The following is a 12,070-nucleotide window of genomic DNA, read 5'->3' as shown; positions in this document are numbered from 1 at the left end:
CCGGCGCGGGCGGTCCGCGCGGGCGAACCGGCCCAGGGTGCGGCCCGCCACCGGGACGGGATTCCGCCGCGAGGGAAACCGTCTGCCCTGGTGTGCGCTCGAAGACTTAGCGTCGGGGGCATGAAGCAGCGAACTCTCGGTAGGACAGGACTCCGTGTCAGCGAACTCTGTCTCGGCACGATGACCTTCACGAAGGACGACGAGGCGGGCGCGCACCGCATCCTCGACACCTTCACGGAGGCCGGCGGCACCTTCCTGGACACGGCGGACGCGTACGGCCAGGGCGTATCGGAGGAGGTCATCGGCGGCTGGCTGAAGGGCCGCGACCGCGACGGGCTCGTCATCGCGACGAAGGTGGCCCTCCCGATGGGCGAGGGCCCCAACGACTCGGGCCTGGGCCGCAAGCACGTCATCGCGTCGGTGGAGGCGAGTCTGCGGAGGCTCGGCACCGACTACATCGACCTCTACCAGACACACGTCTGGGACTTCAGGACCCCGATCGAGGAGACCCTCGGCACGCTCGACACCCTCGTGAAGGCGGGCAAGGTCCGCTACCTGGGCGCGAGCAACGTCTCACCCGGCCAGCTCCAGCGGGCGCTGGACACCGCGGACCGGCGTGGCTGGGCCCCGTACGTCTGCCTCCAGCCGATCTACAACCTGCTGGCGCGCGAGGTGGAGTGGGAGCTGCTGCCGCAGAGCGAGGCGGCTGGCGTCGGCGTCATCCCGTACAGCCCTCTCCAGGGCGGCTGGCTGACCGGCAAGTACCAGCGGGGCATGACCTCGGTCCCGCCCGGCAGCCGCGAGTCGCACGGTGACGGCGAGAGCTGGCGTGGCCGGGACAACGAGGAGACCTGGCGGGTCGTCGAGACCGTCCAGGCGATCGCCGGCGAGACGGAACGCACCCCGTCGCAGGTGGCGCTGCGCTGGCTGCTGGAGCGGCCCGGGGTCACGGCTCCGATCATCGGCGCGCGCACGCACGATCAGCTGACGGACAATCTGGGCGCGGTGGGCTGGGAGCTGACGGAGGCTCAGACGGCGCGTCTGGACGAGGCGAGCGCACGGCCGCTGCCGTATCCGTACAGCGTGCTGTCGCGCTTCGTCTGAGACCGGTCCCGCACCGGCTCCCCGCGGGGACGGCGGCAGGGGCGCGCCGCCCCGTGGGGAACGGCCGTCAGGGCAGGATCTCGACGTACCCCTCGGTCCCGTGCACCCGGATCCGCTCGCCGTCCCGGATCCGCCGGGTCGCCCCCTCCACGCCCACGACGGCCGTCAGACCGTACTCACGGGCGATCACCGCGCCATGGGTCATCAGACCGCCGACCTCCGTCACCAGGCCCGCGATCCCGACGAACAGCGGGGACCAGCTGGGGTCCGTGAAGGCCGTGACCAGGATGTCGCCCGGCTCAAGATCCGCCCGCGCCATGTCGAGGACGACGCGGGCCCTCCCCTCGACGGTCCCGGGGGAGACCGGGAGACCGATCAGGGCACCCTCCGGCGCGTCGTCGCGCCGGTACGCGCCCGTCACGGCCTCACCGTCCGAGGTGAGGACCCGGGGCGGTGTGAGCGCCTGGTACGCGCGGAACGCCTCCTCGCGCCGCCGGACGAGCCGGCCGTCCAGCCGCCCCGAGCGCGCCACGTCGTGGAACTCCTGGAACGTGAGGTGGAAGACGTCCTCCGCCTCGGAGAGCACGCCGGCCCGTACGAGACGCCCGGCCTCCGCCAGCAGGGCCTGCTTGTACACGAAGTAGCGGCTGATGATGTCGTACTTGGGGTACTCCCGGTATCCGATGAAGGTCCGGACACGGTCGATCATCCGCTCGGTCTCGGCGGCCTTCAGCTCCCCGTCGGGCAGTGCCCGCAGCCGTGACAGCACGTCCTGCGCCTTCTCCCCCGCCTTCCGCCGGCCTTCCTCGAAGCGCCGCCCGGCCGCGCCCGGTCCGAAGTTCCTGACGTTGTCGAGGATGACGGGCACGAGCGTGCCGGGACGCTCGCGCCAACGCGGCCTGGTGATGTCGATCTCGCCGACGCAGCGCATGCCGTAGCGGTCGAGGTAGGACTCGATGGCGTCGCGCGCCTCCGCCCCGCCCGGAACCTTCGCCAGCTCGTCCAGGAAACCGTCGTCGTCGACGTCCCGCAGGAACGCCACCACCTCCGGCCGTGGACGGATCACGTCGGCGACGTCGAGCAGCGCGAGACCCATCTCCGACGTGATGTTGCCGGGGGCGGAGAGGGTGAGCGTGTCGGCCGCGTTCTTCTCGCCCAGCCACTCCCCCAGCTTGTCGTTGAGCCACCAGGTGGCCTCCATCCCCGCCATGACCGCCTGAAGGCTCCGCGGATCACCGAGGACTCGTCTGTGCTCCTCGAACGCCTCCAGCAGGAAGTCGAACAGCGCCGGTCCGGTCTTCGTCCGGATCCCGGCCCGCAGGGCGGCGACGGACGCCTGGCTGCGCTCGATCAGCCCGGTGACGAGTGCGGGATCGGTCTCGATCGGCGGGGGCCCGCCCTGTCCCGCGTCCGAGGGCGCCGGGGGCCCCGACGGCGTCGAAGGGGTCGAAGGCGTCGAAGGCGTCGGGGACATCGAAGGGAGGAACCCGTCACGGTCGAGTACGGTCTCCAGCGCGTCCCTGATCAGCGGATCGCCTCTGCCCACGACCTCCAGCAGGGCGGCCCGGCTCGCGGGCGAGGCGAGCCGCGCGGTGGCGTCGACGAACAGCCTGCCGCCCGCCTCGTGCATCGGCGTCATCGCCGTCGACTGCCAGAGCGAGAGCCCCAGGGGCTTCATGGCGTCGGTCATCATCTGCTGGTGACCGACGGAGAGATAGACGTGGTTCTCCTCGTCACCGGCCTCGGGGACGGGGAACAGCGTCGTGATGGGCCGGCTCTGCACGATGCTGAAGTCCCCGTCCGCCAGGCACCATTCGATGTCCTGCGGGCGGCCGAGGTGCGCCTCGATCCGCCGCCCGATGTCCACGAGCCGGACGGCCTCGGCATCCGTCAGCGCGGGGCGCTCCCGCTGCCGCGAGTCGATCGCGACTTCCCGCGTACCGCCGTCGGGCAGCGCGTGCACGGCACGCTGCTTGGCGGCGATGGTCCTGCCGACGACCTCGCCGTCCCGCACCGTGAAGACGTCCGGGTTCACCAGGCCGGAGACCAGTGCCTCACCGAGGCCGAACCCGGCGTCCACGGTGGCGGTCTTCCGGTTCCCCGTGACCGGGTCGGCGGTGAACAGGACGCCGGACGCGTGCGGGAGGACCATCCGCTGCACGACCACGGCCATCTGGACCGCACGGTGGTCGATGCCGTTGCGCCGGCGGTAGGTCACGGCCCGCTCGGTGAACAGCGAGGCCCAGCACCGGCTGATGTGCCGGAGGACCGCCTCCGGCCCCACGACGTTCAGGTACGTGTCCTGCTGGCCCGCGAAGGACGCCGTCGGCAGGTCCTCGGCGGTCGCGCTGGACCGCACGGCGCAGGCGGCCCCCTCGCCGAGCCGGGCGAGCGAGCGGGTGACCGCCGCCGCGACGTCGTCCGGGACGGCGACGGCCTCGACGGTCCGGCGGACGAGCGCGCTCAGCGTGCCGATCGCCGCGCGGTCGTCCGGGTCCAGGCGCGACAGTTCGTCGAGCCGGTCACCGATCGACGGCGCTTCGGCCATGATCCGGCGGAAGGCGTCCGTCGTCACACAGAAGCCGCCCGGCACACGGATGTCCCCGATACGCGACAGCTCGCCCAGGTGCGCGCCCTTGCCGCCGACGACCGGCACCTGTGTCCGGTCGACCTCTTGAAGATCCAGTACATACCGCACGTCGTCCCCCAAATTTCAGCGGATTGTGGTCTGGGCCGACGATTTTGCGCCACCACCCGGGCCTTGCCGCAAGCCCCCCGGTGCGCTATACGTTGAGAGTGGCGAGGAGAGGGTTCTCCTCGCCTTCGTCGTGCCGTGCCGTGCCGTGCGGTGCCGTCCGCCGAACCAGCCGGGAGCGTCAGTCGTCGTCCGGCCGCGAGGCCGCCACCAGGCGTTCCAGCAGGTCCTGGAAGTCCTCGCCGACCACGATGCGCAGTCCGCCCGCCTCGATGTTCCCCTCGTCCCTGTCGCTGAGCTGGGTCAGCGTGCCGTCGCGCCACCAGTAGACGTACGGGCTGATCGCGCCGGGCGTGTCCTCGAAACCGGACGCGGCGAACGTCGCCATGGCGTTCAGCGAGGGGATGACGGTGGCATCGCGTATGACATGGAACGCGACCTGGTGACGGAACGGGAACGCCACGAGCGCGCCGTCCGCACCGAGCCGCCGTCCGGTCACCTGCTGGACGAGGCTGTCCAGCGCCAGGACACGGCTCGCGGTGTAGAACGAGTCGCCCATGACGACCTCGAACCGCATCCCCTCCGCGTCCTTGACCGTCTCCCGCCCCTCGACGGGCAGTTGACGCAGATTGCCGAGCGCCCGCGCACGCAGCTCCGGCAGCGTGCCGAGCGGTTCCAGCGCCTCGTCGGTGAGCATCATGACGCTCTCCGGGAGGTCGAGGGCGAGGATCTCGTACAGTCCGGGGGCGACGGAGCGCGCGTAGGCGAAGGACTGCGCGTCCAGGGTGTCGCCGCTGATCACCCGTGGGTAGAGCTGGGCGCGGATCTGCTCGGGCGACAGGGTGTCGAGGGCCGACGGGCCGTCCATGGTCCGCAGCACCATCCCGGCGTGCTGGCGCACGAGTTCGCCCCAGACGCGGGCGCCCCGCTCGTCGTTGTGGCAGACGGCGGCGAGGTTGGCGAGCCCGAACTGACGGCCCGAGCTGTCGGTCACCAGGTCCGAGTAGACGGTGACTTCGAGACCGCGCTCGGCGAACGCCTCCCGGACCTGACTGCGGAAGAGGGCCGCCTCGCCGGTCGAGAAGAAGGAGAATTCGGGATCGCGCGGCATCTCGCGCCCGTGCCGTTTCGGCCCACGTCTGAACAACCCCACGTCGTACGCCTCCCCATGATCGCGCTCGGTTTCGTGCCCCGGGCCCTGGTCCGGGTCCCCTCGGTCCCCGTTCCCCGTCTCGCGTTTCCCCGTACCACTGTGATCGTCGATGTGCGTCGAACGTTCGATGGTAGGCCCTGCCGGACGCCCGGTGTCCGGTAGGTGCCTACGGCGCCGGTGAGCCGGGCCCGGCGGTGACCGGAACGACCAGGTCCGCGCGGTGGCGGCCCTCCGCGACCAGTCGCGCGTTGGCCTCGTCGGAGTCCCTGACCCAGCGCTCCGCGTGCGGCCGTTCCTTGCCGAAGCGCACATGCCGGTCGACCAGGCGCCGTACGCGCACGACGGGGTCGAGCTCCAGGAACCACGCCTCGTCGAGGAGCGCGCGGACCGGTGCCCAGTCGCCGCCGTCGTGCAGGAGGTAGTTGCCCTCGGTGACGACGAGGGGGACGTCCGGGCCGACGGGGATGCTCCCGGCGACGGCCTCCTCCAGGCCCCGGTCGAACTCGGGCGCGTAGACGACCACTCCCGGCGCGGGTGCCCGGAGCCGGGCGAGCAGCGCGGCGTAGCCGACGGCGTCGAAGGTGTCGGGCGCGCCCTTGCGGTCGGCGCGGCCGAGTCTGCTCAGCTCGGCCTGGGCGAGGTGGAAGCCGTCCATGGGGACGAGTACGGCGGCGGCGCCGAGTGCCGCGACGAGTTCGGCGGCGAGCGTGGACTTCCCCGCGCCGGGCGCGCCCGCGATGCCGAGGATCCGGCGCTGGCCGGGGTGCCCGGGGGTGGCGAGCCGCCGGGCACGACGGGTGAGTACGTCGAACTGCCGCGCGTCCATGCCGGCATTGTTGCCGTCCCGGCCGGGCCGAATCCAGCCCGTCCGGCGGTCGAGGACGAGCCGGTCACCGGGCGGGCCCGGAACCATCTTGTCCGGGCACCGGTCATACGTATAACGTACCCGCATGCCACACATCGCCCTCGTCACCCTCGTCGTCCGCGACTACGACGAGGCCGTCTCCTTCTACACCGGTGCCCTCGGCTTCGAGCTCGTCGAGGACACCGACCGCGGCGACGGCTCCCGCTGGGTGGTCGTACGCCCGCGCGGCGGCGCGGCGGCGCTCCTCCTCGCGCGTGCGGGCGACGACGCCCAGCGCGCGAGCGTCGGCGCGCAGACCGGCGGCCGGGTCGGCTTCTTCCTCCACACGGACGACTTCGCACGCGACCACACCCGGATGACGGCCGCCGGCGTGCGCTTCCTGGAGGAGCCCCGACACGAGCCGTACGGCTCCGTCGCGGTCTTCGAGGACCTGTACGGCAACCGCTGGGACCTCCTCCAGCCGGCGGAGGCGTAGCCGGGCCTCAGTTCCCCGGCATCGGGAACGCCACCGGGCTCCGCTTCCCGTCACGGTTGACCGCGCGCACCCCGAAGAACACGTTGTCCTTCGACAGGTCCACCGTGTGCGTGGTCGCGAGGCCGACCTTGATCACATGGGTCCACTCCGGTTCCGTGGTCTCGCGCCACACCACCTCGTAGCCCGCCAGGTCGGGCTCCGTACCCGGCGCCCACTTCAGCTCGGTGTCGTTGGTCAGGTTGCTCGTGACGATCCGCGCCTCGCGCGGGGTGCCCGGCGCCTGCGCCAGGGTCCAGAGCACCGCCGCGTTCACCCGCGCCACACGGGCGATGTAGTCGAAGTCGCAGAACTCGGGCAGGTCGCCGTACTGCTTGCCGTCCTCCACCCGTACGTCCTGGTGCTGGTGCGCGAAGTCCTCGGCCGGTTCGGTGAACCGGGCCGCCGGATAGCCCTGTTCGAGGAACGGGATGTGGTCGCCGCCCCGCAGATAGCGGTCGCGCCGGTAGACCACGCGGACGTTCATGCCGGTCGCGTCGTTGTCCCCCACGTCGCTGACGAAACGGGCGAGCTGCCGGGTCGCCGAGTCGTTCTCGCCGCCCACCGAGCGGCGGGTGTTGGCCTGCTCCGGGGTCTCGGACGTCGGTACGCCCTCCGCGAAGAGCCGCACCGTGTACGGGTCACGGGTCCCGTCGTCGGCGCGCGAGCTGCCGATGATGTCGTTGGTGAACATGCCCTGGACGTCGACACCCGCCGTCTTGAACTGCGTTGCGGCGTATCGCGAGCCGTACAGGCCCTGCTCCTCACCGGCGACCGCGGTGAAGACGATCGTCGCCGCCGGGCGCCGCTTCGCCATCACCCGCGCAAGCTCCATGACCAGTGCGACACCTGACGCGTCGTCATCGGCGCCGGGCGCGTCGCTGGTCGCGTCCATGACGTCGGTGACGCGCGAGTCGTAGTGCCCGGCGACGACGTACACGCGGTCGGGGGTGACCGAACCGCGCAGCGTGGCGACGACGTTGGTGATCCTTGTCGCCACCGGAATGCGCGAGGCGGGCTCCTGGACGTACGACTGGAGCTCGGCGGTCATCCGGCCGCCCGACACCGCCGCGTACTTCTTCATCTCGGCCAGGATCCAGTCACGCGCGGCGCCGATCCCGCGCTCGGGGTCGTCCTGAACCGACAGGGTGTGCCGGGTCCCGAACGCGGCGAGCCGCCGTACGGTCGCCTCGATCCGGTCCGCGTCGATCTCCTTGAGCAGCTTGCGCAGCTCGCGGTCGGGCGTCTGCGCGGTCGCGGCCCCGCCGCCGTTCTCACGGCCGCGACCACTGGGCGCGGCGGCAGCCGGCCCGGTGGAGGCGATCAGGGGTACACCGGCCGCGGCGGTCACGGCGGCGGAGGTGAGTACGGTCCTTCTGCGCGGTCTGCGCGGCGTTCCAGCGGGCTGCTCGGGCATGGAATATCCCTTCCGAAGCGATGAACCGGCGCCCTATCGTCATGGACAGGCCAACCCCGCACAAGGCCGCCGCGACCGGACGTCCGTTCAGTGCGGAAGGTCCAGTTCCGCGCGTACGGTCTTGCCCACCGGCACCCGGTCCAGCACCTCCCACCGGCTCGCCAGGGCCTCCACGATCAGCAGCCCCCGCCCGGAGCGCGCGTCGAGCGGCGGGGCGGGCGGCAGATGCCCCGGCCCCGGCGGCCGGCGTTCACCACGGGTGTCGGACACCTCGATCCGCAGGACGTCCGGCGCCGTCGCGAGCCTGAGCCCCAGCTCGAAGTCCCGGCCGGGGACCCGGCCGTGGGTCACCGCGTTGGCGGCCAGCTCGGCGACGACGAGCGCCGCCGCCTCGGACACCTCGGAGCCGTACGGGATGCTCCAGGCGTGCAGTTGATGGAGCGTCAACTCACGGGCGAGCCGGGCCCCGAGGGGCGTGGAGCTGAAACGCTGAGTGAACAGACGTACGGTGCCGCGCTGTTGTGGGGTGACGGGTGCGTTCATGGCATCAACGTCGAGGTCAGCGGGGCGTTCGGGCCAGGTCGGGAACCCGTACTCGGAGTCAGCGTACGGGTACGGAAGGTAGACAGCGCAGGTAACTGTGCGTGATCATCTCCGAGTTGTGGGTGACCGGCCAGGGACAGGCGCGCAGGAGAGGCAGCAGCCGTATGACGGACGGATCGGGCGGTACGAGCGGTGGCGGTACGGGTGGGGAGGAGCCGGAGGCTTCGGACAGCCTCAAGGCGTTCGGCGCGGTGCTCAAGGCGTTCCGCAAACGGGCGAGGCTGACCCAGGAGGAGTTCGCGCCCCGGGTGCGCTACTCGGTACCGACGGTGGCCTCCGTCGAGCAGGGCCGGCGGTTCCCGACCCTGGAGTTCGTGGAGCGGTCGGAGGAGGTCCTGGACGCCTTCGGTGCGTTGCGCGGCGCGGCGCAGCATCTCGCGCGACAGCCGGGGCTGGCGCGGTGGTTCCGCCAGTGGGCGAAGCTGGAGGCGGAGGCGCACAGCCTCTACACGTACGAATGCCGCTTGATTCCGGGGCTGTTGCAGACGGAGGCGTACGCGCGGAAGCTCTTCATCGACCAGCTTCCGCCCCTCGGGGACGACCAGATCGAATCGAACATGGCGGCCCGGACCGAGCGGCAGCGGTTGCTGCGGGAGCGCCCGAACACGTCCTACAGCTTCATCCTCGAAGAGCACCTGTTCCTGCGCAACACGGGCGGCAGGGAGGTGACTCGGGAGCTGATCAACCACATCCTCGCCCTCGCCGAGCGACGGAACATCGAGATCCAGGTCATGCCTCAGATGAAGGAGGACCACGCCGGGCTGCACGGTCCTATGCAACTGCTGGAGACACCGGACAACCGCTGGCTCGCCTACTGCGAGGGCCAGAAGACCGGCCACCTCATCACTGACCCGAAAGTGGTCAGCGAGCTCCAGATGCGATATGCCAGGATGCGTTCACAGGCTCTCTCCCTGGAGGACTCCCTGAGCCTGTTGCGGCAGATGCGAGGAGCGGTATGAGCACCACGGAACTGGCCTGGTTCAAGAGCAGTTACAGCAGCGGCGACGGAGACAGCTGCGTCGAAGTAGCCCTCTCCTGGCACAAGTCGACCTACAGCGACAGCTTCGAGGACGCCTGCGTCGAGGTCGCCGCCTGCCCCACCACCATCCACGTCCGCGACTCCAAGGTCACCGAGGGCCCCCAACTGGCCCTCGCCCCGGGTGCCTGGACGCACTTCGTCACGTACGCGGCCCGCGCCTGAGACACCCCGAACGCGGCAGCGGCGAACGGTCGTTGGACCGTTCGCCGCCGTGTGACGTGCCGCTCAGCCCTCGTCGGGGGTCAGCCGCAGGGAGATCGAGTTGATGCAGTAGCGCTGGTCGGTCGGGGTGGGGTAGCCCTCGCCCTCGAAGACGTGGCCCAAGTGCGAGCCGCAGCGTGAGCAGCGGACCTCGATGCGGACCATGCCCATCGTGCGGTCCTCGATCAGCTCGACCGCGTCGCTGTCCTTCGGGTCGTAGAACGACGGCCAGCCGCAGTGCGACTCGAACTTCGTGTCCGAGCGGAACAGCTCCGCGCCGCACGCGCGACAGGAGTAGACGCCGGCCGTCTTGGTGTCCGTGTACTCACCGACGAAGGCAGGCTCGGTACCGGCCTGGCGCAGCACCCGGTACTCGGCCGGGGACAGCTCCTCGCGCCACTGCTCGTCGGGCTTGTCGATGTCGTACGCCATGACTTCCTCTCTAAGGGGTCAGCCGGGCCAGGATCTCCGGACCGAGGTCCGTCACATCACCGGCCCCCATGGTGAGAACGAGATCACCGGGCTTCGCCATTCCCGCCACGGCCTCGGGCACCGCGCCCTTGTCGTGCACGGCCCTGACGTCCGCGCCCGCGTGCTCCGCCGCGTCGATGATCAACGCGCTGGTGATGCCGGGGATCGGGTCCTCACGGGCCGGATAGATGTCCAGCACCAGCGAGGCGTCGGCCAGGGCGAGCGCCTGGCCCATCTCCGTACCCAGCTCCTGCGTGCGCGAGAAGAGGTGCGGCTGGAAGACGACGAGGAGCCGGGAGCCGGGAGTGGCGGCGGCGCGCATCGCCTCCAGGTCGGCGGCCATCTCGGTGGGGTGGTGCGCGTACGAGTCGATGACCTGCACGCCGTTCGCCTCGCCCTTGAGCTGGAGGCGGCGCTTGACGCCGGTGTACTTGCCGAGCGCGGAGGCGAGGTTGTGCGCCGGGATGCCGAGCGCGACGCCCGCCGCGAGGGCGGCGACCGCGTTGTGGGCGTAGTGGCGGCCGGGGACGGAGACGGTGAAGGTGAGGAACCGGCCGCCGAGGACGACCGTGACCTCGCTGGTCAGACCGCGTGCGGTGACCTTGTGGACGCGGACGTCGGCGTCCGCCGCCTCGCCGTACGTCACGACCTTGACGGTCGACAGGTCGCGGACCTTCGCGGTCAGCTCGACCGCGCCGGGCTGGTCGGCGGCGATCACCAGCGTGCCGCCGGGGACGATCTTGCCGACGAACGTCTCGAAGGACTCGTAGATCTCGTCCATGGAGGCGTAGTTGGCGTGGTGGTCCAGCTCGACGTTGAGGACGATGGCGACCTCGGGGTCGTACTTCTGGAAGCTCCGGTCGCTCTCATCCGCCTCGGCGACGAAGATCTCGCCGTCGCCGTGGCGGGCGTTGGTGCCGGGCCCGTCCAGATCGCCGCCGATGGCGTACGACGGGTCGAGGCCCAGCTCCGTGAGAGCGACGGCCAGCATGGAGGTCGTCGTCGTCTTGCCGTGCGTACCGGCGACGGCGATGGACCGCAGACCGCCGCCCATCAGCGCGGCGAGCGCGTCGGAGCGGTGGACGACGGGGACGGACAGCTCGGCGGCCCGGACCAGCTCCGGGTTGTCCGCCCGGATCGCGCTGGAGACGACCACGCACGAGGCGTCGTCCGCGAGGTGCTCCGCCGCGTGGCCGATGTGGACCGTGGCGCCGAGGGCGCGCAGGGCCTCGGCGGTGCCGGACTCCTTGGCGTCACTGCCCGCGACCTTGGCGCCCCGCTGGGTGAGGATCTTGGCGATACCAGACATTCCGGCGCCGCCGATGCCGATGAAGTGCGGCCGTTCCATGGCGGTGGGGATACCGGGTGCCATTGCGTGTTCTCCCAGGGTGGTGCGGTCGGTGCGATGCGGTGCGGCGGCGCGGGGCCGGGCTGCCGGCCGTACGCGCGCCGCCGGCGGTCCCCCAGCCTATTCGCTCCGGCCCGGTCCGCCCGCCCCCTCGGCCCGCCCGCTCAGACGTTCTCGTCCTCGGCGCCGTGCGCGAACAGCTTGAGCACCGGGACACCGACCTTGTGGCGGGCGCGCGAGGCCCAGTCCCGGTGGAAGAACTCCTCCACGTAGTGGGGTTCGGTCAGGACGATCACCTCGTCGGCGGCCGACTGCTCGACGACGGACTTGAGATGGTCCAGCGGGTGGTTCTCGACCACCAGGCCGCTCGCCTCCCGGCCCGCCGCCTTCAGCGCGGCCAGGGAGTGGGCGAGGGCCAGCTCGGCGGGGCCGCGGGCGGCGGCGCCCTCGGGCTCCTCGCCCTCACGGCCGGCCTCCCGAAGCTCGCCGAACGCGACGTCGTCGATGGCGCGCAGCAGCGCGTCCGCCTGGTCGCCCCGGGGCTGCATGAGCACGATGAAGGTGACGCTCTCCTCGCCGTGGAGCGTGGTCACGAAGTCGACGTCCACGGACGACAGGGGCTTCTCGATCATCAATACGCTTGTGAACACGACAGGCGCCCTT

At 71.2% G+C, this 12,070-nt stretch carries 12 protein-coding genes; 4 read left to right on the top strand and 8 right to left on the bottom strand.

Translation table 11 applies throughout. The features are described 5' to 3' along the window. Positions 1–120 precede the first annotated feature (120 nt). On the top strand, positions 121–1,104 hold the full coding sequence (locus tag ACZ61E_RS02425) for an aldo/keto reductase (protein ID WP_469696884.1): 984 nt from the start codon (positions 121–123) through the stop codon (positions 1,102–1,104). A gap of 67 nt (positions 1,105–1,171) precedes the next feature. Here ACZ61E_RS02425 and rph read toward each other — a convergent pair whose 3' ends face one another. From rph to ACZ61E_RS02410, 3 genes are all read right to left on the bottom strand, one after another. Next, positions 1,172–3,802 (bottom strand): rifamycin-inactivating phosphotransferase, encoded by a 2,631-nt coding sequence (gene rph / locus ACZ61E_RS02420; protein WP_469696882.1) that lies wholly within the window; start codon positions 3,800–3,802, stop codon positions 1,172–1,174. Positions 3,803–3,980: 178 nt separating this feature from the next. Then, the gene (locus ACZ61E_RS02415; RefSeq protein WP_469696881.1) at positions 3,981–4,952 is read right to left on the bottom strand and encodes a hypothetical protein; all 972 of its coding nucleotides are present in this window, start codon (positions 4,950–4,952) and stop codon (positions 3,981–3,983) included. A 166-nt stretch (positions 4,953–5,118) separates the two neighbouring features. Continuing rightward, positions 5,119–5,778: a nucleoside/nucleotide kinase family protein gene (locus ACZ61E_RS02410; protein ID WP_469696880.1), complete on the bottom strand. Its 660-nt coding sequence runs from the start codon at positions 5,776–5,778 to the stop codon at positions 5,119–5,121. 124 nt (positions 5,779–5,902) lie between these two features. Here ACZ61E_RS02410 and ACZ61E_RS02405 point away from each other — a divergent pair, with 124 nt between their 5' ends. Continuing rightward, positions 5,903–6,292 carry a VOC family protein gene (locus ACZ61E_RS02405; protein WP_469696878.1) on the top strand — a complete coding sequence of 130 codons (390 nt, stop codon included), beginning with the start codon at positions 5,903–5,905 and terminating at the stop codon, positions 6,290–6,292. A gap of 7 nt (positions 6,293–6,299) precedes the next feature. On the opposite strand, the gene ACZ61E_RS02400 is transcribed toward ACZ61E_RS02405, so the two are convergent. Further along, a complete protein-coding gene (locus ACZ61E_RS02400; RefSeq protein WP_469696877.1) occupies positions 6,300–7,745 on the bottom strand; it encodes a M20/M25/M40 family metallo-hydrolase in 1,446 nt (481 codons plus the stop codon). A gap of 87 nt (positions 7,746–7,832) precedes the next feature. Continuing rightward, on the bottom strand, positions 7,833–8,288 hold the full coding sequence (locus ACZ61E_RS02395) for an ATP-binding protein (protein ID WP_469696876.1): 456 nt from the start codon (positions 8,286–8,288) through the stop codon (positions 7,833–7,835). Positions 8,289–8,452: 164 nt separating this feature from the next. Here ACZ61E_RS02395 and ACZ61E_RS02390 point away from each other — a divergent pair, with 164 nt between their 5' ends. Together ACZ61E_RS02390 and ACZ61E_RS02385 are read left to right on the top strand one after the other, a co-directional pair. Further along, a complete protein-coding gene (locus ACZ61E_RS02390) occupies positions 8,453–9,307 on the top strand; it encodes a helix-turn-helix domain-containing protein (protein WP_469697125.1) in 855 nt (284 codons plus the stop codon). After that, a complete protein-coding gene (locus tag ACZ61E_RS02385) occupies positions 9,304–9,549 on the top strand; it encodes a DUF397 domain-containing protein (RefSeq protein ID WP_469696874.1) in 246 nt (81 codons plus the stop codon). The genes ACZ61E_RS02390 and ACZ61E_RS02385 overlap by 4 nt, the downstream gene beginning before the upstream one ends. 63 nt (positions 9,550–9,612) lie before the next feature. On the opposite strand, the gene msrB is transcribed toward ACZ61E_RS02385, so the two are convergent. The 3 genes from msrB to ACZ61E_RS02370 all read right to left on the bottom strand — a co-directional run bounded on the left by msrB (position 9,613) and on the right by ACZ61E_RS02370 (position 12,057). Further along, on the bottom strand, positions 9,613–10,020 hold the full coding sequence (gene msrB / locus ACZ61E_RS02380) for a peptide-methionine (R)-S-oxide reductase MsrB (RefSeq protein ID WP_405823818.1): 408 nt from the start codon (positions 10,018–10,020) through the stop codon (positions 9,613–9,615). A gap of 10 nt (positions 10,021–10,030) precedes the next feature. Next, positions 10,031–11,431: a UDP-N-acetylmuramate--L-alanine ligase gene (gene murC, locus ACZ61E_RS02375; protein WP_469696873.1), complete on the bottom strand. Its 1,401-nt coding sequence runs from the start codon at positions 11,429–11,431 to the stop codon at positions 10,031–10,033. A gap of 140 nt (positions 11,432–11,571) precedes the next feature. Further along, a complete protein-coding gene (locus ACZ61E_RS02370) occupies positions 11,572–12,057 on the bottom strand; it encodes an indole-3-glycerol phosphate synthase (protein ID WP_469696872.1) in 486 nt (161 codons plus the stop codon). Between the last annotated feature and the right edge of the window lie 13 nt (positions 12,058–12,070).

The organism is Streptomyces sp. NPDC104581 (genome assembly GCF_055583685.1).
The sequence above is the reverse complement of the archived record's forward strand: the minus strand, read 5'-3'. Positions and strand labels throughout refer to the sequence as shown.